Source organism: Pseudomonas sp. NFACC43 (genome assembly GCF_900119645.1).
Classification (GTDB): Bacteria; Pseudomonadota; Gammaproteobacteria; order Pseudomonadales; family Pseudomonadaceae; genus Aquipseudomonas.
Window position 1 is genome coordinate 174,785 of sequence record NZ_FPKK01000005.1, and the last position, 22,253, is coordinate 197,037.

Below are 22,253 nucleotides of genomic sequence, written 5' to 3' on the forward strand. Positions count from 1 at the left end.
CTGCAAGCTCAGCCCCCTACAAACTCAACCGCCCCCGCTCTTCCTCGGTCAGACGCTGCCTTGACTGCTCGTCCAGGGGGCCGGCGCCCAGTACCTGCACCGGGCTGGCCGGGTCGTAGGCCCTTGGGGTTTCGCGGCTGGCGCCGTCCCGGGACGGCGCCAGTTGTTCGTTACCGAAGCTCACCACCTGCACGGTGAACACCGATGCCTGGTTCTGCCGCGCCGCATTCTGTTGCTGGCGGGCCACATCTTCAGCCGCCTGGGTGGCCGAGGACGCCGCCGAGCTGGCCGAGGTGATCGCCCCGGTGTTCACCGAGGCCGCCAGCGGCACCCCGGTGGACTTGCCCTGGGTCTGGATGTTGGCCGCGTTCACTACGGTCAGCGCCGCGATGTTGACGTTGCCCGATACCCGGATTCCGGCCTCGCCCGCATCGATGGTGCCCAGCGGCGCGATCAGGTCGATATCCCCCGGCGCCACCTCGGGAATCGGGTTGAGGGTGGCGATACCGGCACCCGTGCTCGGCACTGACGGCGACAAGGACACATTGCCCCAGGTGTCGTACAAGCGCTTGGGCGGCGTATAGACCACGGTGGTTTTCGAACCCCGGCCGGCGTTGATGTCGCCCTGGGCCGACCAACCGAGGATCGAGCCGCCGAAGGTCGTCATGATCCGGCTCTGGCCCAGCAGGATGCTGTTGCGGGCGTACAACTGGATATCCCCCTCACCCTGGGTGATGACCCCGGCGGTGGACGGCGGTGCGTTGCCCTCGATGCCGAATGTCTGCCCGCCACCCGGTGTGAGCATCTGGATACTGCCACCGAAGTCGGTGTGCACGCCTGCCCCGCCGAACAGGGTGATGTCGCCCTTGTAGGTGATCGGATTGCCCGCCACGTCCTTGGTCGGGAACAGCCATTCGATCGCTTCCCGTCCCCGCAGGTAGCTGCCTTGGCGCACACCGCCGGCTTCGTTGTACTCACGGCCTGCGGCCTTGAGCTCGGCGAAGTACACATTGCGGGCAAACACACGCTGCTGCTCGGCTGGCAGCGCCGCGAAATAGGCGCGGGCCTGCTCGCTGTCGCCGCTGAAGCCGAAGCGCTGCTCCAGCCAATCCACCAATTCAGCTTCATAGGTCTTGGCGACCTTGCCGTCCTGGTTCGCCAGGGGCACGCCGGCCAGGGCCTGGTTTGCCGGGTCCAGGTACGCCTTGACGAAGCGCTGGTAGTCCGCCCCGTCGAGACCCGTGCCGGCTTGCAGCACCAGGCTCGCCCCAGGGCGCGAATCACCCGGTACCACGGCGCCGAGGCTGGTGATGCTGACCTTGTCTTCCATCAGGATATTGCGCCCGGCGGTGATCTCCAGCAGGCCGGGGCCGGCGACGTTGAAGTTGCTGTAGAGGATGTCGCGCCCGGCCGAGACGATGGAGATGTCGGTGGGGTTGTTGTGGATCAACAGATTGCCGGTACTGGTGTAGTTACCCAGGAAGAAGTCGCTGTTCAGCGAGCCGCCCAGCGGTATACCACTGCTTACAATGTCTCGTCCGGCCCTCATCCAGACAGCCCCCATGCCTTCATAGGCAATTTGCCCGAATCGGCTATCGTTCTCGGAGGTGTACCTCATCGTTCGTCCGCTCGCGACGGCCAGCAAATCGCCGGTGAGTGCATAGAAGCGAGCAGGATCTGCGTTGCCGGCCCACTCGCTGGAAGCGCTGCTGGTATCGAACGCAAGCAACGGCAGGATATTCGCGCTGGGACGCGCACGATTGGCATCGGCGGAGAGATTGCTGAGCGCCACACTACCATTGACGAGCCCGGCAAAAGCCGGTCGCAACGGTGTGGCCAGGGCCTCGGAGGCAGCACCGGAACGACTGACCGACATGTCGCCACCGTAGATGGAATCGCCGGCCATGAACTGCAGCTCACTGTTGATGCCGGGAGCGAGCAGCAGCGCTGGGCGGTCGTTGCCGTTGTAGCCATTATCATAGAGCGCTGAGGACTTCCCGTAATAAAGGCTGCCGCTGGCTGCCACAGCCCTCAGGATGGACGGATATACCACCGCCAGGTCGGTTGCGATGCTGGATGTCAAAGGTGTCAGGTTGCCTCCCGACGACCACAAATCGACCGCAGTATTGGCCGTCCACAACGTGAACCAGCTCAGGCCTGATCCGTCAGTCGCAGCGTTTTTGAAGGGCGACCCACTCATCATCGGCGCCCGGCCCGGATCGGCGACATCCATCACGACAAGGTCGCCCGAAGTTGCCAGATCAAAGGTAGCGTCCCCCGGCATGAGGGTCAGTCCACCGGTGGCAAAGCCTCGTGTGGATTTGAAGGAGTCGTAGGCTCGGGTTTCTCCAGGTGACTGTGCCGAGACGGCGTCGCCGTATTGAAGGTCGATTCGACCGATGGCGCCGCTGTCGACCTGCACGTGGCCCCGCAGGTTGATCACCGCACCGTTCAGATGCCCGTTGGCGATCAGACTCTCGGGGTTCAAAGCCCCCCCCACTCGCAGATTGAGATCGCCACCGCCTGTCAGTTGCAGCCTGCCATCGGCGCCTACACGCCCGGTACTGCCCACGGCAAGAACCAGCCCTTGACTGCGGCTGTTGCTGCGCGGTTCGAGAAGACTCCCCGTCAGTCGATCGAGTATCCCGGCATCGCCTGCCACTTGAACATTCAGGTCGCCGCCGCCAAGCGTACCGAAACCGGTAAAACCGACCATCAGATCGGCCATGCTGGGGTCCTGCGCAGCGGTGTAGCTGCCAAAATTGATCCACCAGGCGGGCGGTTGTGCCCCGGCACCCGTGGCAACTGAGCCGTTGCCTTGGCGCCACAGCCAGTTACCAACGTTGACCGTGTCGTAACCGGTATCGAATGAGTTGGGCCGCCCATAACTGCTGCTGGAAACATCCATGGCGTTGCCGGTCATGTCACCACCGACCTTCAGGGTCAGGTTACCGCCAGAGTCAGGGTACCAGGCGCGATAGACACTGTTGACGCCGCCGTCCACGAATTGCTCGTTTTCGCCTGTCTCGTCATTGAGCACCGTACCTCCTGCCCCCAACGCCTTGGGCTGGTTGTACGGATCGCCGGCGTAGGTTGCGCTGGCCGAGCTGCCGGCGGTGTAGACCCCGTAAAGAGAATCCATCCTCAAGTCACCTGCCGACAGCAACTCAAGGTCTGCCGTGCCGGTGCGAATGACGCTCCAGCGCTGACTGCCCGGCTTATAACCCGGAGGACCTCCCACTTCACAGCGAGACGGATCGTCGATGCACAGGTTCGGATCGCCGAACCCTGCGAAGTCCACGGGTTGCCCCACCATGCTGGTGTCACCAAAAAACTCCAGCGATCCTGCTTCGGTCCACACCATATTCGGCACGCCAAACACGCCGTAATGACTGTCGGCCAGATGCAGATCGCCTCTGGCCGACACGGGCTTCACGACCCGGCTGTCAGCCGCCTGTGTATCGGCCCCCGCCACGAGGCGCAACGACCAGGATTGCGAACCCTCGGCCAGCATCGGGGCGATGGCCCAGTTGCTCCCCGCCACTTCCGGACGCAACTGCACCGACTCCACACCGGCCGGCAGCTTGATGTCGGTACCTGAAGGGATTTTCGAGCCCACGCTCAGTGCCAGGGCGCCATTGAGACGCTGCACATTGGTCAAACCGTTGCTCGCGTCCGCAATGCCTGGCAATGCAACGCCTTTAGGCCAGATCAGGCTGCCTATGGTTGCGCTGGTGCCCAGCAGGCTGCCAGCCCCCAGGACTGTTCCTGCCTCAAGGGTCTGAGCCGAAGCCAACAAGGTGCCGGCTGCGAACAACAGGTTACCCGAGGCGTCATGCACCGCCGCGGCCAGCACCGTACCGGCCGGCAGCTCCAGTGGTTGATCAAGCGTCGCGGCGACCGGCAGGCGTGTTCCCGCCGCCAGGGTGGCACCCTTGAGTGGCACATCGAAGTTGAGCACCGAGCCTGCCGGAAACGCCGTGTCGTCCGCCAAGGTCACACCGGTACCGGGCACGACGATATCGCCCGCGGCGAAATCGATGCCCGGCAACAGCACCCAGCCCTTGTCATCGTTGGTGGCGGGCGGCCGGGCGAAACCGTCGGTGATGCTGCCATAGATGTTCAGGTCCCCTCCGGCGCGCAGGGTCAGTGCACCCGACTCACCGGAGCCGTACACGGCGGTTTTACGAGCGCGCGGATTCACACTGGCGTAGCGATAACCGGACAGGTCCAGGTCACCCCGCACCACCAGGTCACCGTCGGCCGTCGCGCTGACAATCTCCACGCCGGGCCGCAGGTGGAACGCATCGGCATATCGAGCGTTGTTCAGACCGGCGAGCTTGCGTTGCATCAAATCGCCGTTGGCCAGGGCCGCGTTGATGAAAGCGATACTGTCCTGGTGCTTGCCATCCAGGTACGCCTGGTCGATGACCTGATAAGGCCGACCGCTGGCCGCCGGATCGCTGCCGTAGGCTGCGTCGTTGTACTGCCAGGTACCGTTGACGGCAATCGAACGAGCGCCCTGGATATCCAGGCCACCGCGGGCGTCAATGGCGATGTCGCCCTGGGTCGGAGCCGAGCCGGCACGTCGCGCATTGAGTTCCAGCGTGCCACGGGCACGGCCGTCGTGCTGCCCGGCGGGCGCCGCAGTGCCATGCCGCAGATCGATACGTGCACCCTCGGCCAGGGTCAGCACACCGCCGCGGGAAGTCAGGTCGACGATGGCACGGTTCGGTGAATCGATGATCTTGCCGTAGCTGTCCACCCGCAGACGGGCGCCGTGGGCATCGAGCACCGCGTTGCTGCCCAGGGTCAGGGAACGCCCGGCCGCGAGCCGGATGCTGCCGACCCGCTCGCCACTGGCGTCGACCTTGCCGTTGACCAGCAGGCTGCCATTATCCAGCGACACGCTGATGGCCGAGGCCCTGAGTTCGTTGCCGATCACCAGGTCGCCTTGCTTGAGCTGGAAACCACGGGAACCGAATACCTGTCCTTCGTTCAACCGTTGGTTCAACGCAGCGAACTGCTCACTCAGGCTACCGCCCCCGCCCAGGCGCTGGGCCTGGATTTCCACACCGCCGGCCAGGTACGGCATGGCGGTGCCTGCAGCGTCATATTCGCCTGTGCTGCCACCCAGAATCCGCCCCTGCAAATCAACGATCCCGGCGGCCTCGTCCAGGGCCACCGCGCTGAGCCGGCCAGCCTGGTTGTTGCGAGCCGAGAAGTCGATGCTGGCCCCATCAGCCTGGCGGATGATGCCGTTCTGGCTTTGCAGGATCACCTCGCCACCGGCGCTGTAGCGTGTCACGTCGTTGAAAGTCACTGCGCGACCAGCCACGTCGATCAGCGACTTATCGGCCAGGGTCAGGTCATCCGTCGCGCTGAGGGTGAGCTTGCCGCCAGGCAGCACCACGGCACTGGCCAAATTGAGGCTCGCGCCTTTGATGGACAACTCGCCCCCAAGTCCGGAGACAGTGCCCTGCCTGGCGGTCGTGCCGGTCACGTTGACCGCCCCGCCCGCCGTGATGCGGTTGACCGAACCGGCTTCACCGGTGAGCAACGGGGTGAGAATATTCAAATTGCCGCCGCTATAGGCGTAGCCTGTTTTGGCGTCATAACTCCCCTGGCTTCGATACACCGCCAGGCTGCCCTTGTGGTTGGCGGTCAGACGCTCGCTGGCGCTGAGGTTGACGTTGGCGAATCCCAGCGCCAGGCGATCCAGGGTAGTGACCGAGCTGGGCTGGGCAAAGTCGCCGTAGCCCAATTCGATGCGCTGGGCCTGGATGTCCAGGCGACCGGCACCGGTACCGGCCCCACCGGCGATCACCGAACCCGGCGCGCCGACGGCACCGTTCCAGATCAGGTTCGCGGTGCGGATGGTCGCCACGTCGTCGACACTGCCGGCGCCATAGATGGCCGGGGTGCTGAGCATCAGGTTGCTCAGGCGTGACTTGCCTGTTGTCAGGTCATAGGTGTCCAGGCTGACGGTGCCGTAGAAATTCAGCGCCTGACTGGCCGTCAGTTCGAGGGTTTCCAGGGACGGAGCGCCATACTGGGTGTCGCCACGCAACAGGCGATCGAGCACCGTCTGGCTCAGGGTCAGGCCGGCAGGCAATACGTTGCGTCCCGCCGCATCGCTCAATGCCTGGGCGGTGCCGACATTGATGTTACTCAGGGCCAGGGTCAGGTGACGGGTGCCGTAACGCACCTGGTCGTCCAGTTCCAGGCTGCTGCCGGAGGCTGCAACGATGCTGCCTTCGGAGTGAATCCGGGTCACGCCGCTGCACGGTGTCAGGCTGCACCCGCCGATGTTGACCGAGCCCATGGAGCCTGACTGCGGAGCCAACACGTTGAGCAAGCCGTTGGAGGCCGCCAGCATGTTGTAATTCTGGTTCCTCACATTGAGGTTATAGATAAAGCCATCACGGGCATCGTATGCCGCCTTGCCCTGCCCGATAGTGTTGATGGCGGCGCCTTGCTCCACCAACAGCTCGCCGCCGTCGGCCAACAGGAAAACCTCGGGCGCTGCCAGCGTCGCACCTTCACGCAAGGTCACGCTGCGCGATACCCGCTGTGGCGTGATGTAATTGCCACCTTGGCCATATAGCACTGAAAACTGGCCGCCAATCACCTGCCGTGACGCATCCAGCGCATTGAGACTCTCGGCATCGAGGGTCACACCCTCGAAGCCGGTCGTGGCCCCCCGCCCTTCGGCGACCACCTCCAGTGCGGTACCGTTGCTGGCAACCACCGCGACGGTGCCGCCGAATCCCCCGGCCTGAGGCGCGAACCTGCCGACGCCCTTGAAGGTGAAGGCCTGGTCTCCAGCGCCCGTCGCCAGGTTCAACTTCAAGGTCTTGGCATCGACCGGCAACAGGGCCCTGGGGACGCCCAAGCGCGTGGCGTCGGCCACGGCAAACTGGGCGTAGCTGGTTTCGTTGTATTGCGAGTAGCGACGCAGCACATCGCCCGACGTCAGGATGAGCTGGCTGGACAGACTGTCACGCTGCCCGGTATTGGCCACCGATAACACACCAGCGGTAGTCCAGGAGCCGTTGCGCATCTGCTGCGCGCCCATTGTGACGCCTTGCCCCGCCAAGCCATTGACCTCGACCCGGAACGCCCCCGGCAGCAAGGCATAGGTGGACGGCATCAGGGTATACGTACCCGCCGGCAACCCAGGAACGCCGGCGCCGATGGTGATCTGCTGCCCTACCCTCGGATCCACGGCGCCGCCCTCCGGAGCGACCGGCGCGTACTGGCTCTGGTTGCCTGGCACGATGGCGTAGACCGGGTTGCTGGACAGGCCAGGCAAGGTGAATCCGCCGTTGGCACCCATTTGCACCAGCGGATTGAAACGCGCATCGGTCGAGCCACCGCGGCCGGAAATGAAACCGGCGCCAAGCAAATCACCTCCACCCGAAAGATCCAGTTCCGAACCCGCCTCGGCCGCCACCGACCTGCCACCGAGAATCACGCCGATTTCGAGATCACCGTTGGCGGAAGGAACCCCTCCTTGCCCCAGCAACACGACTTTCTTGCCGGCGTACTGATAATCTTGACCATCGACGGTGCCACCATACGGCAGCACCAATCCCTTGCCACTGACCGACGTCAGACTGCCTGGCAACAACTCCACCCGATCGGATACCCCTTCCGAGCTGTTCGTGCCGATTTCCAGCAACCCCAGAGGTGCCCGGACGACACCACCTTGTTCGATCTTCGCACTGCCCAATTGCAAGCGGCCAAATACCGAATAAGGCACTTGGGGTGCGATCCGGGTCGTACGGCCGATGACCAGGCTGCGCGCCGGATCATAGAGTTTGGTGCCACTTCCGGACTCAGCGCCCCAGCCATATCCCGCCAACACCCGTGCGCCAACCCCGGTCGCCGGATACAGTTGCGCGGCCCGCAGGATCATGTCCGAGGGGGTCAATAACTGAGTGGTGAAGCCCTGAGGCAAATCGTCGCCGGAGAACCCGGCCAGCAACCGCATATCGCCCCGACTGTTCAACTGCACCCGGTCAAAACCGCCGCGCTCCATCTCGACGGAGCTGCCATCGGCCTGCAGCACAGTGCCTTTGCTGCTGAACATCACGTTGCCCTGCACATCCAGCAGGTCGGCATTGACTGCAAAGACCGATTTGTTCGCCAACAGCGATACACCGCCCTCGATCACCGGTCGGCTGTAGTTGTCCTTGTTCGGTTGACGTCCCGCCAGACCCGATAGCAGCACGTGCGAGGCGTTGAGCCGGACTTGGCTATGGGTTGGTGCAGTTGCACCCAACCCGAAGCTGCGGGCATACAGACTCAGGCTCTGCCCCAGAGACAGCGAAACGTCACCGTCGACACTCAACAGCCCATTGCTCAGCAGGGCCAGGCTGTCGAAACCGCCCGACCGGACCTGGTCCACACCCAACCGCCCATGACCATAGACCAATGAATCCGCCACGGTCTGGGCACTGCCACCCGGCAAACTTGCCTGAGCGGACTGCCCCAGCACCAACTCACGCACCTTCAGCACTCGATCATTGACGGCATTCTTCACGTAGTAGGGCGTTTCCAGCGCCACCGACAGTTTGCCACCCGCCGCCCCCGCCCCACCCGAACGGGCGCTGAAGGCGCCATCCAGGTACAACCCGTTGGCCGATGCCAGGGAAATACTGCCGCCATTGCTCGCCACCGTCGTGCGGCCCTGGCCGGGAATATCCAGCACGGCCTGGCTGCCATCCGCCTGCAGGCGCGCGCCCTCGCGCACCACCACGAACAATTCGGACGCCGAGGCCGATCCTTTCGCGACATCGATCTGGCCACCGATGACAATCTGCCCGCCATCGCGTACCAGGCCGTAGGTCTGGCCACGCATATCGCGGGCGGTCACGGCCCGACTGGAGACGTCGATCAGCGCCTGCTCGCCAAGCCAGATGGAACGGCCATGCCCCTGGGCATTGACCGGGTCGCTGACCGTTTCATTGACGCCCAACCCGGTAAGGCTGACCCGCCCACCCCAGGCATTGAGCGTGCCATTGGCGGTCAATTGCCCGATGCTTCGCACATCGATGCCCTGGCCGGGATCGACGCTGATCACGCTGCCTGTGCCAAGGTTCAATACGGTATCGGCCATGTCGGCGGCACTGGCATTCGCGGTACCGGCATTGAGGCTCAGGCTCGCGCCGCGACGCTGGGTCAGCACCCCCTTGATCGCGTCTTCCTGGTACAACTCAGGCGTCCAGCGCTGCAAGGCACCGGCCGGGTCTGCACCGCTGCCGGTGCTCAACGCCTGCTCGTCAAAACGGTACACTGGCATCGTCACATCGACCCGGGTCCCGTCTGCCACGGTCAGGCCCTGGTTGCCGGTGATGTCATAGGCTGAAAAGCCCTTATCGAAGAAATCGCCGTCCAGTTGCAAAGTGCCGGGTTCAAGGGACGAACCGCTGTTGCCGATCAGCACCTTGTTGGCCGCCAGTTTCAAGGTCCCGCCACCGCTCACCCCGGTGCCACGCAACTCACCGTCCAGGTTCAGATCGCCGTTGCCGGACGACGCCCCCGTAGCCGCCATCAGGGTCAAGTCACCGCCCTTGCCGCCCCGGGTCTTGCCATCGGCCATGATCGCAGCGCCGGAACTGACGTCGATCAGGCTGCCCCGGCGCACATCGATATCACCACTGCTACGCACGGACACGCTGCCGCCGTTAATGAACGGCAGGCCTTGGCGGTCGTGGCCGTCGAGCAGCAGATTGCTCCAGCGTCCGGCGGTGTCCAGCTTGACGCCTTCGCCCAATGTGACCGTCGCCCGCTGTCCTGTAACGGGTGAAAGCGTGACGTCTCCCATCTGGAAGTTGTCGGTCCTGACCTGCTTGAGGATGTTACCCAATACAATGCGACCACTGCGGGCCGTCAGGTCGGCGTTCACTTCCACCTGCGGCGCATAAAGCGTGATATCCCCGCCGTCGGCTACCGTGAGTGCGCCGTCGATCTTGATGCCTTCAGCCGCCGCTACCTTGACTGCGCCGAGCTGGAAGCCATTGAGCAGCGCGTTATCCAGCACCAACTTGCCTTGCCGGTCGTTGCCGACCGCCGAGGTCAAGTCCAAGCCTGCGGCAATCTTGTCGGTCACCTTGCCGACGGTGACCTGATCGAAGGTGGGGTTCAAGCCACTGTTGATCACGCCACTGGCCTTGTCATAGATCGGCGTGTAGCTGCCCACCCACAACTGGGCCCGACGGGCCACGGCGTTTTGCGATTGCTGGTAGCCGTCGAGGTTGAGGTTCGGCGCCTGGGTCTGGCGCTCGCCCTGGTAGACCTCGCCGACGATCTGGCCTTCCAGTACCGCGTTGCGGGTCGACACCACCAGCTTGCCGGCGTCGCGGCCGACGGTGTAACCGGCCTCGAAGCGCTCGCGGGGGGCGATCAGCGGGTTGTAGTAGTAATCGGTCTGGCCCCAGCGTTGACTGTGGTCTTCGTAGCCCTTGTAGATGCCGGTGTAGAGGATGTCACCCGGCGCCCTGGACAACTCATACAAACGCCCGTCAGCGCCCTTGAGCCAGGACTGGCGCAGGTAGCCGCTCTGTACGTCCAGGGTACCGCCGGACAGGTTCAACTGGGCCGCCTGCTGGGTCACGACATCGTTGCCGGTAAACGTCAGGCTGCCACCCTGGGCCGCCCATTCGCCGACACTGTGCCCTCGGGTGCCCAGGTAGCCGCCGACTTCCAACAGACCACCCGCTGTGTACCAGCGGTCAGTTGCGTAACCGTTGGTGCCCGCCGGCACGTAGACCAGGTCACGCACGTCGACCCAGACATCGTTGTTGGTCAGCTTGCCGCCGTCGCGGTTCACCGGTGCGTCGCGCTGCTCGTTGCCCTGTACATTGACCTTGATGGAATTGGACTCCATCGCCACCTTGACGCCGATGGCACCGGACACGTCGATCACCGCACCATCGCGCACCAGGCTGCGCCCGGCGGCGCTGACGGCCACCTGGCCGCCGGTGGCCAGGGTGATGGAGCCGTTCTGGAAGTCGACACTGGCGCCACTGACGATCTCGACCCGGGACTGGTCGCTGCGGTCCACTACGCTGCTGAGGTTGTTGAATTGACCGGTGATCAGGTTGTTCGGCGTGCCATCGAGGCCTGCCGGTCCGGCATTGCGCTGGCTGTCCAGGGCGCTGCCGCCCGCAGCATCGAGCAGCACCGCCGTGGCGCTGCCCTGGCCCAGCGTCACGCTGCCGGTGCTGTCGTTGAAGGCGTTGAGCAAGTGCACGGTGCCGCGGGTGTCCACCGAACTCGTCGCGATGGCCACGCCGTTCTGCTCAACCCGGTGTCCGGTGAGGGTGATATCGCCAGTACTGGCCTGGATCAGTCCGCTGTTGATCACCGTGCCGGCGCTGCTGCCGGGCTTGAGGGACGTCGCCACCTCGTTGCCACGGGTGGTGGAACGCAGGTTGCCGCTGGTGCCCTGGCCCCGGCGGATATAAAAACTGTCGCCCGCCGCCAGGGTGGTCTGGCCCTTGGCGGTGATGATGGAACCGGCGTTCTCCACCTCGGAGCCCAGCAACAAGGCATAACCACCACCGGCCGTGGAGGTAGCGGCGCGGTGGGTTTCGATCAGCGCGCCCTGCTGCACTTCGACCTTGCCCGCCGCGTCGGTGAAGGTCGGTTGGCTGCCGGTGGCATCGACGTACAACCCACGCTTGCTGAATTGCTCATCGCTGATATTGGCCGCTACCGCCGCCAGATTGCGCACGTTGACCTGGCTGCTGCCGCTGAAAATGATGCCGTTGCGGTTGACCAGCATTACCGTGCCGTCGCCCTTGATCTGGCCCTGGATCTGGCTGGGTCGCGCTTGAGGATCGTTGACCCGGTTGAGCACGGCCCAGTCCGCATGCTGCTGGAAATCCACCGTGGTGTTGCGTCCGACGTTGAAGGTTTCCCAGTTGAGAATCGCCTTGTCGGCGGTCTGCTCGATCGTCACCGTGGTCTTGCCGCCGGCCTGGGTCTGCTTGGGCCCCTTGGCGTTGAGCCAGCCCTGGGTCAGGCTGTTATCGACCTTGAGGCCGCCCTCGCCCAATCCATCCGGCACAGTCTGCACCTGCCCGAACGCCGCTTGCCGCCCCGCCGCTTGCGCCGCCTGCTGGGCCGCGATGGCGGCCACGGTGTTGTTGAGGTTGGTCAACGAACGCTGCAACTGCGCATTGGCCCGTTGCTGTTGCGCCAAAGGCGGCGGCATGCCTGGCTGCGCCGTCGCGGGCCGCCCCGCGCCACCGGCCTGGGAGGCGCCCTTGGCGGCAAACCAGGCCGAACTGAACGCCGTCGCCGCCTGGGCATTGCTGGCCACCATCAGCAGCGCAATGGCCTGGGCCAGCGGCTTGAGTCGCAACATCGACAATTCGCCATCGCGACGTGGAGCCTTCAGGTTCGTCTGGGGTTTGCAGCGCAGCATCCTACTCATCCTTTCGGGTTCGCTCTAAGGGGTCGCAAGGCATTGCCATCAAGCTGCCAGCCTTGGTTATAGGGGTTAGGCGGTTACAGCCGCTCGGGACCGAACGGTTGTCATGAAAATTTCATGTGGCTGTGTTGGTCGGGGCCTGACGCAGAAGATCAGCAACGGCTTGCGCCGTTGCTGATCGTGTTGCATGGAGCTAGCGCGATTCGTTACAGCGGACGACCGATGCCGTTGCAGACGTTCGCATTGCCGATGCTCAGGGCATTGGTTGCGGTTACGAAGCTGCTGCGAATGGCGGTTTTCCAAGTCGCTGGAAGCGGTACAAAGCGATTGGCGGTGATGGCGGCGTCGTTGCTGCTGGCTGCCGTGGCGTTGTAGTGACGGGTGAAGAAATCACGCACCTGGGTGGTCTGGGTTGCATCGGCGTAGCACTGACTGAAGATCAGGTTGGTGAAGCCCAGGATCGGATAGCCGGAGGATGGGTAAGCCACTACGCTTGGGTCGTTCGGGTTGGTGGTTGCGGCGAACACGGGCACCCAGGCGTTCGGGTTGGCGCGGTTGGCAGCGGCAGGAACTGGAACAGCAGCGATGGCAGTCGAAACGTTGGCTGGGGCTGGGGACACACCGGCAACGCGAGCGACCTTGGTGGCGTCATCCAGACCGGCCAGGGAGGTAGCGGCGTAATCCGGGCTCATGTAAGTGATGCGACCTTGGGCAGCGTTCAACGCAGTCATCACAGCCTGGCTGCCGGTGGCAGACACGGCGCCGGTTGGCAGACCGCCGCTGTAGCTGGAAGCGAAGTTGGTGGTGACGGCGAAGGTGCCGGTTTCAGCGCACTTGGCGTTCAGGAAGCGGGTGAACAGCTCGGTGGTGCCGCTGCTCTCGGCACGGTAGACCACGGTGATCGCACCGGTACGACCCGAGCCGGTGATCTGGCTCCAGTCGGTCAGGCGGCCGGAGAACACGCCGCACAGCTGGTTGACGCTCAGGTTGACGTTGGCGGTGCCGGTCTTGTTGAACGGAATGGCGACCGAGGTAGCCACCGAAGGCACCTGGATCAATGGACCCCAGGCGGCGCCGTGGGCAGTGACGTAGTTGCTCAGCTCAGTGGCGCTGAGCTTGGAGTCGCTGCCAGCCCAGTGCACGTTCTTGCTGGTGTTGCCCGCTACGAACTTGGTGTAGTCGTTGTTCAGGAAAGCAGCCTTGCCAGCACCGCTGCCCACGCCGATGTAGGGAGCAAAACCAGCGGTCAGTACGCCGGAAGTCTGGTACAGGGGCTGAGGCAAGGTCGCACCACCGCCGTTGACATCAGCCATGGCGGCCTGGGCGGCGCAGAGGCCGGCGAGGGTCAGGGATACCGCGAGAACGTTGCGCTTAAACATGAAGAATCTCCTTTCATCGTGTTCGTACGTAGGTTGATTGACGCGTGCTTGCCGTCATGGCGCTCCGTCCTGTGCCAGTGGCGATGGGGTGAGGCCATGGGTTAGAAATTCGCAGTTTCCGGTGACAGATAAAGGAAAAAACCTCGGGAGCCGAGGGCTGTTTTTCGAGTTTTTTCCTCGGGTGTTCGGGGGCTCTGCGCCGTGGGTTCAGGCGGTTTTTCCAGGGGGACGACAAGGGTTGGCCGTGGAGTGGCGGCGAATGGTTGCCGAACGGCGGAAGATGACAGAACGAGGAACCCGAGTTTGGCGAGAGCGAGGCTCGGGAGGTGTCGACGGCGTCTGTGTCTATTTTGCTCGGTGTGCTTTTCTGGCGAGGGGATTTATCCCCCTTGGGGTGCGAAGCGCCCTTCACAACGCGCGCGGGTGTGCCAGGCGGGTTGGCTCGGTGACATGGGGCTGCTGCGCAGCCCTGCGGTGAAAGATCCCCAGAGCAGCGGTGCTTGCCACAAGGTTTGTGTCAACCAGACGAGGACGGTTTATTGAACCAGTTGGTTGATCTCGATAATCGGCAGCAGCACCGCCATGACGATTACCAATACCACCCCGCCCATGACCACGATCATCAGCGGCTCCAGCAACGCGGTCATGCCCATGGCCCGACGTTCGATGTCCCGGGACAGGGTCTGCGCGGCGCGTTCGAGCATCGGGGGCAGGCAACCGGTCTTTTCGCCGCTGGCGATCAGGTGGATCAGCAACGGCGGAAAGACCTTTTCCACCCGCAGGGCGGCCGCCAGGTTGACCCCTTCGCGGACCTTCGCCGTGGCATCGCTGACACTCAGGCTCAGGCGGTCGTTGGACAGTGTCTGTCGCGCCGCTTCCAGCGCCCGCAGCAGCGGCACCCCGGCGGCGCCGAGAATCGCCAGGGTGGAGGCGAAACGTGCCGTATTGAGCCCCAGCACGAAACGCCCGATCAACGGCAGGCGCAACACACGCGCGTGCCAGTTCAATCGTGCCCGAGGGTTGCGCAGGTATATCCGCCAGCTCCAGAACCCGCCCGCCAGCACACCGAAACACAGCCACCCCCAGGCGCGGATGAAGTCGCTTGCGGTGAGCATGGCCAGGGTCAGGCCGGGCAGGTCCTGGCGCGCCTGGGAAAACGCGCTGACCACCTGGGGCACCACATAGCTGAGGAGGAAGATCACGATGCCGATGGACACCAGCCCCACCACCCCCGGATAGATGAACGCCGTCAGGATCTTGCCCCGCAGGTTGTTGCGCTCCTCGATGTAGTCGGCCAGCCGCTCCATGACCTGGGCCAGGTCACCGGACTCCTCGCCGGCGGCGATCAGTGCTCGATAGATGTCCGGAAAGTCCTTGGGACGCGCCGCCAGGGCTTCGGCCAGGCGCATGCCGCTGCGCACATCGGCCCGGACTCCACTCAGGGTCTGGGCGATGTGCTTGCGCTCGGCCTGTTCCACCGTGGCACTCAACGCAGCTTCCAAAGGCAGGCTCGCCCCCAGCAGGCTCGCCAGTTGCCGGGTGGCCCAGGCCAGGTCGTTGTCCGAGAGCCGGGCCGCGAATAACCCGCCACCGTGGGCTTGAGGTGTGTTGCGTTCCAACTGCACCTGCAATGCGGTCAATCCACGACTGCGCAGCAGGCTGAAAACAGCACCCTGGCTATCCGCTTCCAGGTGTCCGGTCTCGATCTTGCCCTGGGCGTCGGCCGCCTCGAAACGATAGCGATTCATCAGGCGTCCCGTGTCACGCGCAGGATTTCTTCAGGAGCGGTCACGCCGCCACGAACCCAACGCTCGCCATCCTCGCGCATGCTGAACATGCCGGCCTGGCGAGCGGAGGCGCGCAAGGCCTGCTCCCCTGCCCCCTGGTGGATCAGCGTGCGGATGTCATCGTCGATGCAGAACAGTTCATGGATCCCGGTGCGCCCGCTGTAGCCGGTCTGGCTGCAGGCGGCGCATCCTACCGGGCGCCAGGTGCCGGGTGCCGCCGGATCGGGTTGTTTGCACTGCGGGCACAGCCTGCGCACCAGTCGCTGGGCCAGCACCCCGAGCATCGACGAGGCCAGCAGGAACGGCTCGACTCCCATGTCGATCAGACGGTTGATGGCCGACACGGCGTCGTTGGTGTGCAGCGTGGCCAGCACCAGGTGACCGGTCAGGGAGGCCTGCACCGCGATCTGCGCGGTCTCCAGGTCGCGGATCTCGCCGATCATGATGATGTCCGGGTCCTGGCGCAGGATCGCCCGCAGGGCCAGGGCGAAGGTCATGTCGATCTTGGCGTTGACCTGGATCTGGCTGATGCCCGGCAGGTCGTATTCCACCGGGTCTTCCACTGTCAAGATGTTATGAACGCTGGCGTCCAACCGGGCCAGGGCGGCATACAGGCTGGTGGTCTTGCCACTGCCGGTGGGGCCGGTGACCAGGACGATGCCGTGGGGCTGACGGATCAGGTGATCGAGCTTGCCCAGTACATTCGGGTCCATGCCCAGGGTCTCCAGTTGCAGGCGCCCGGCCTGCTTGTCCAGCAGCCGCATCACCACCCGTTCACCATGGCCCGTGGGCACGGTGGAAACCCGGATATCGATAGGCCTGCCGGCCACCCGCAAGGCAATGCGGCCGTCCTGGGGCAGGCGTTTTTCGGCGATATCGAGCTGGGCCATGATCTTGATTCGCGACACCAGCGCACCGTGCAGGGCCTTGCGCGGCGAAACCACGTCCCGCAGGGTACCGTCGACCCGGTAGCGCACCACCGAATGGCTCTCGTAGGGCTCGATGTGAATATCGCTGGCCTCATCCCGGGCCGCCTGGGTCAGCAAGGCGTTGATCATGCGGATCACCGGCGCGCCGTCCTGGGTATCGAGCAGGTCGGTGATCTCGGGAATGTCCTGCATCAAGCGGTCGAGGTCCACCTCGTTTTCCGCCGCGCCCACCACGGCGGCAGCGCTGCCGGTGTCGGCGTAGGCGCTGTTGAGCAGGCCTTCGATGTCGTCTTCGCGCACCCGCTCCAGCCGCACCTCGCCGAACTGACGACGGACTTCGCTGATGGACCAGCCCGGCGTGGAAGGACACACCATCAGCACGGCCCCCTCTTCGCCCTGGCGCAGCACCAGGCGTTGGGCCTTGGCCCAGGCGTATGGGAGAGTGTTCATGCCGACACCTCGCCCCCAAGAAACACACATGCCGCCTGTGGGAGCGAGCTGGCTCGCGGTAGCGGCGGGACGGTTGCAATGAGGTTGAGTGAACTGCCGCCAGCGCGAGCCGGCTCGCTCCCACAGACTCTTGGGCTGGCCTCAGCCTTGCGCATGCCGCGAACACTCAGAGGGCTGATGTTCATTGACGAGAATCTCCCTCGACCGGCACCGCCTTGATCGCCGCCCTCGGGGTTTGCAGCCCGACCGGCGCCGCGCCGGGGATCGCCTTGGCCGAGGCCGGCAGTTGCGGCGCCTGCATGTCCGGCATGGCCCAACTGCGCTCCGGTTGCAGCAGGCCCTGGGCGCGGCGCATGAAGTCGTAGCGATTGAGGGTGATGCCGCGCCCCGCCGCCGTGTCACGGATAATGTAGGGCCGCAGGAACACCATCAGGTTGGTCTTGGTGATCTGCCGCCGCTCATTGCGAAACAGCGCACCGATGCCAGGGAGGGTCGACAGCCATGGCACCGCGTCGTTGCTCTGGCTGTAGCCATCCTGAAGCAACCCGCCCAGGACCATGATCTGCCCGTCGTCCAGCAGGATACTGGTGTCGATGGCGCGCTTGTTGGTGACAATCCCGGTGGTGCCGGAGGCGCGGTTATCGACGCTGCTGACCTCCTGATAGATATCGAGCTTGACCGTGCCGCCCTCGGAAATCTGCGGCCGCACGTTGAGCTTCAGGCCCACTTCCTCGCGTGTCACGGTCTGGAACGGGTTGTTGCTGGTGCCGCCGCCCCCGGTGACATAGCTGCCACTGACGAAGGGGATGGTCTGGCCGACGAAGATACTCGCGGCTTCGTTGTCCAGGGTCAGCAGGTTCGGCGTCGACAGCACGTTGGTGCCGCCCTTGCTTTTCAAGGCCCTGGCCAGGACTTTCAGGTCGAGGATCTTGCCAATGCCGGGAATGTCCACGGTGCCGTTGGCCACCCCCAGGTTCAGGCCCGGGGGCAGTACGTCGATGCTGGTCTTGCCGTTGAGGTTGAGCCCCGTGCCGCCGAGATTGACGCCTCCGATCACGCCGCTGCCACCGAGATCGCCGGTCTGCCATTGCACGCCGAATTCGCTGGCGTCGTCCTCGCCGACCTCCACGATCAGGCTTTCGATCACCACCTGGGCCCGGCGCTGGTCCAGCAGGTCGATGACTTCCCGCAGGTTGCGGTAGAGCGGATCCGGCGCCGAGATCAGCAAGGTGTTGGTGGTGGCATCGGCCTGGATGGTCACACCGCCGGCGCTGAACGCGGTGCTCTGCTCGTTCTGTGTCGAGGCTGAAGCCTGCCCGCTGCTGCCCTGGCCGTATCCGCCGCTGGTGGGGGCGACCGCGCCGCTGTTCCCGCTGCTGCCATCACCGCTGCTGCCCTGGCTGCCCTGGCCGTTGGTGCTGGCGCCCATGCCGCTGAGCACCGAGCGCGAGTTGTCGTGGCCCTCGGTTTCGCTCTCCCCGGTCAGCAGGCCGCGCAGGGCCTGGGCCAGTTTGCCGGCCTGGGCGTTGCGCAGGTACACCACGTGCAGGTTGCTCGGATTGTTCTGGGCATTGTCGAGCTTGTAGATCAGGTTGCGCGCCAGCTCGGTGCGCTCGGGGCTGCCAGCGCGAATGATGATGGCGTTGGAGCGCGGGTCGCCGATCACGTTGATCTTCTGGGTCTGGTCACCGCCCTGGGTTTCCAGCAGGTCGGAGACCATCTGCGCGATGTCCACGGCAATGCCGTTCTGGATGGGCACCACGTCGGTGTCGATGGCGCTGGGGGTGTCGATGCCTTCAATGAGCTGCGCCACCCGCGTCAGGTTCTCGGCGTAGTCGGTGACGACGATGGTGTTGTTGCCGGGGTACGCGTTGATCGGGTTGTTGGGCGAAACGATGGGCCGCAACACCGGGATCAGGTTCACCGCGTTCTCGTATTGCAGGCGAAAGGTGCGGGTCAGCATGCCGTTGCCGGCCGGTTTGTCGGCACTGTAGATCGGCCCGCCCAGCAGCTTGGCATCGGCTTCGGGCACCACTTGGGCCACGCCGCCCACGTCCACCACACTGAAGCCCTGCATGCGCAGCGCCGCCAGCAGCATGTCGTAGGCCTGATGGGCGGGCACCTGGCCCTCGGATACCAGGGTCAGGTTGCCCTTGACCCTGGGGTCCACCAGGAACTGCTGCCCGGTCGAGCGGGACAAGGCTCGCACCACGGCCTGGATATCGGCCTCGACGAAGTTCAGCGTGACGGGTTGATCCCCCAGCGGATTGCGGCCAGGCGTGTTGGCGCGGGCTTCGCGACTGCGGGACGTGAGATCGACCGGATGCCTCGCCGCAGGTTTCTGTTCCCGCGAGGCCTGGGCCCGCTGCCGGTCCAGCAACGCGTCGCCCGTGCGCTGGGTATTGCCCAGCGGCATGCCCAGCTCACTGTCCACCAGCAAGGGTGGCTGCGAGGCTGGCGGCGTGCTGTTGCAGGCGCTCAGCGCGAGCAACAGCAACGGCGCGGCCTTGTGCCAATGACGTGGATATCTGGCCCCCTTCATGAAGCTTCCTTAGCGCCTTGCGCCTGATCCATGCGAACGGTTCCGGACAATGTGCCGGCGGTGTCGGTGTCGTCGGAACTGGCCGGGCCCGTGCGTTGCAAGCGGGCCTCGATCACTTCCAGGGAAAATCGTCCGGGATAGCTCAGCAACCAGTCGATCGCGCCATCGGCCGGAGCGTCCTGGAGGGTCAGTTGCCAGGCGTTGTTACCCGGGTCGGCAGCCTGCAGCTGGTAATGTTCGCCCAGTCCGCTGGCCTCCAGGGTCTGACGCAATGCCGACTCGACCGACTGCCCCTGGGCAGGCCCGCCGACATCCCGCAGCAGCACCTCCAGCGCTTCGGTCTGCGAACGCAGCTTGGGGGTTTCGGCCTGCCAATAGGCGATGGTCTTGAGCGGCGGCTGGATCAGGACCAGCCAGACCAGGCAGCTGCCCACCACCAGCGCCGCCAGGGACACGGCGCGCCGCTCTCTCAACGCCAGGCCCTGCCAGGCGCCCTTGAGACGCGAACGCAGGGTCTGCCAGCGAACCTTCAGTCGGGTCAGGGAGGGGTTACTCATCGTCGGCTTCCGAGGTGTCGTCGGGGGTGTCCGCGGCACCCGTACCGTTCGAGGCCGTACGCAACAACCAGCCCTGCTCGATGGCGACGACGTCGATGCCGGCCTGGGCCAGGGGCATTTTCCAATCGTCCGCGGCGGTGGCTTTCTGCGCATCGGCGACGACGGTCAGGCGTAGCTCACCGTTATCGAAGACCAGGGTTTGCACGTTGCCGCCCATGAAGGGCATGGCGCTGCCGGCCTGTCGCACAAGGGCAGCGAAGCGCCGGGCCGGATCGGTGGCCGAGCCCTCGCGACGGGCAGCGATCTGCTGACGCGCCTGTTGCAATGGGTTGAGGACCACCGGCAACTGCGGAAACGCCTGCTTCACCCGCTGGGTCATCTGCGCCTTGAGCCGTTGCCCCTGGGCTGCGTGGCGGGCGGCGTAGAGATTCAGACCAACGACCCAGACCACCAGGGCCAGCGCGCAGATCGCCGCCGCCCGGCCCCAGCCCCCACGTCCGGTCGTGCGCTGGTTCAGCCCCCCATGCAAGCCCCAGCCCGGCACGGCACCCGCCAGGCGCTGGCTTGCCGGCAAGGTCGCGATGGAAGGCTGCGGCGGCGACTCTCCCACCCAGTGCAAACCCGGCCCGGCGTCCATCAGCCATGGGTCCGCGCTCTCCCCGACCAGCGGCTGTATCTCGGCATGCTGCGGGCCATGGCGCACCAGCAGATGTCCGTCTTCGATACAGGCCACCGGTCCGGCCAAGGCCGGCAAGGCGTAGGCCGCCGGGTAAAGGCCGCGCAACCTCAGGCCGGCCTGTTGCAGGAGGCCGCCGAGCAGGTTGAGCGACTCGCGGTCCAGCCAGGCAATCGACACCTGTCCATCGGGGTCCCGAGGGCCGTGGGCGACCTGCATCCGCTCGCAGGCCCCGAGCATCAGGGCCTGGGCCGCGCAGGTCACCGCCGCGCTGATTTTCGCCGCCGGTAGCGAAGGCAGTTCCAACCGGGTCAGCAAACTGTCCCGGGGATGAAGGAAGCATTCTACCGACAGGTGTTTGGCGCCCTGCCCCAAGGCCCGGAGGCTGCTGCGCCCGTGTTCGCTCACCCGCCCCTGGCGGTCCAGCCAGGCAAACGCCAATGGCGTGTCGAGGTCCAGGCTCCCCAGCGGCGCCAGCGCTACCCGCAGCCGCTTCATACACCCACCCGTGACCAGATCACCTGGGGCAGCCGATCCGGGCTGCGCTGCAGCAACGCGTCCAGTTCGACCCGACGCTGACCGCTGCGGGCCTGACCGCGCAAGCGGAACCAGTCGCTGGTGATGCCGACCTTGACGGCGGTGGTTTCCAACTGCGGCATGCGCAGGCGATTGACGAAATCGCCGCGGTTGATGAACCAGTGGCCACCGTCGCGCTCGGCCACCAATGCCTGGGCCTGTTGCAGCGACAGTCCGGGTACGTAGGCAGCCAGCACCTGGGCGCTGGCGGTATTGCCGTTGAGCCAGGTGTTGGCCGGCAGCACGGTGACATGGGGCGCCAGGGTTTCCAGTATCTTGGTCGTGACCCCCTTGAGGCCGTGCAGATCCTGCAACGTGCGTATCATCGGCCGCGTGGGCGCCAGCGGCTTGCCGCCGGCGTGGGGCGAGGTGTCGCGACCGCTGTCGAAGGTGTGAGCCGTCGTCGCGGCATCCGTGCGCTCGGTGTCCGGCAATCTCGGGTACCCCGCGATGACGCGTTCGACGATGCGCCCGCGTACCGCCGCGGCAACACCCAGTTGCTCGCACAGCCGTTCGAAGGCCCGTAGTTGCTCCGGGTCCACCCGCTCGTTGGCGACGAGGTTGCGCAGGTTGAACTTGCCTTGCTCGTCTTCCAGGTGTCCTTCGAACGGCGTTTCGACCGCGCTCGAACCCGGTAGCACGATGGGTTTCGCCCAAGGCTGGCCGAAACGCGTCAAGGGATCACGCTGGCGGGCCTCCCACAGCAGTTGGCGGCTCCATTGCAGGCCGTCTTGCAAGCGTGCCGTTCCCTGGATACGTAGCTGTTCGGCCTCCACGCTACGGGTGAAGAGGGTCTGGCGGGCCAGCATGCCGCCAGCGATGACTGCCACCACCGCGGCGATCAACAACGCGCTGATGACGGCCATGCCACGCTGCTTCGCGCCGTTGGGCGAATCCGTGCGCATCACGTTC

General features: G+C 65.1%; 8 protein-coding genes. All 8 read right to left on the reverse strand.

The features are described 5' to 3' along the window. Positions 1–16: 16 nt before the first annotated feature. A complete protein-coding gene (locus tag BT179_RS11230) occupies positions 17–12,439 on the reverse strand; it encodes a filamentous hemagglutinin family protein (RefSeq protein WP_072431066.1) in 12,423 nt (4,140 codons plus the stop codon). Between the two features lie 212 nt (positions 12,440–12,651). Beyond that, the gene (locus BT179_RS11235) at positions 12,652–13,824 is read right to left on the reverse strand and encodes a substrate-binding domain-containing protein (protein WP_072391271.1); all 1,173 of its coding nucleotides are present in this window, start codon (positions 13,822–13,824) and stop codon (positions 12,652–12,654) included. Positions 13,825–14,360: 536 nt separating this feature from the next. Next, entirely contained in the window at positions 14,361–15,572 is a 1,212-nt protein-coding gene (gspF, locus tag BT179_RS11240) for a type II secretion system inner membrane protein GspF (RefSeq protein ID WP_072431067.1), read from the reverse strand. Continuing rightward, positions 15,572–16,990, reverse strand: a complete 1,419-nt coding sequence (gene gspE / locus BT179_RS11245) for a type II secretion system ATPase GspE (RefSeq protein ID WP_072431068.1) — start codon at positions 16,988–16,990, stop codon at positions 15,572–15,574. The genes gspF and gspE overlap by 1 nt, the downstream gene beginning before the upstream one ends. A 181-nt stretch (positions 16,991–17,171) precedes the next feature. Beyond that, complete coding sequence (gene gspD, locus BT179_RS11250; protein ID WP_072431069.1) at positions 17,172–19,532, reverse strand: type II secretion system secretin GspD; 2,361 nt, start codon at positions 19,530–19,532, stop codon at positions 17,172–17,174. Further along, positions 19,529–20,089, reverse strand: a complete 561-nt coding sequence (gene gspM, locus BT179_RS11255; protein WP_072431070.1) for a type II secretion system protein GspM — start codon at positions 20,087–20,089, stop codon at positions 19,529–19,531. Before gspM ends, gspD begins: the two co-directional genes overlap by 4 nt. Next, on the reverse strand, positions 20,082–21,263 hold the full coding sequence (gene gspL / locus BT179_RS11260) for a type II secretion system protein GspL (protein WP_072431071.1): 1,182 nt from the start codon (positions 21,261–21,263) through the stop codon (positions 20,082–20,084). Before gspL ends, gspM begins: the two co-directional genes overlap by 8 nt. After that, positions 21,260–22,246 carry a type II secretion system minor pseudopilin GspK gene (gene gspK / locus BT179_RS11265; protein WP_072431072.1) on the reverse strand — a complete coding sequence of 329 codons (987 nt, stop codon included), beginning with the start codon at positions 22,244–22,246 and terminating at the stop codon, positions 21,260–21,262. Before gspK ends, gspL begins: the two co-directional genes overlap by 4 nt. Between the last annotated feature and the right edge of the window lie 7 nt (positions 22,247–22,253).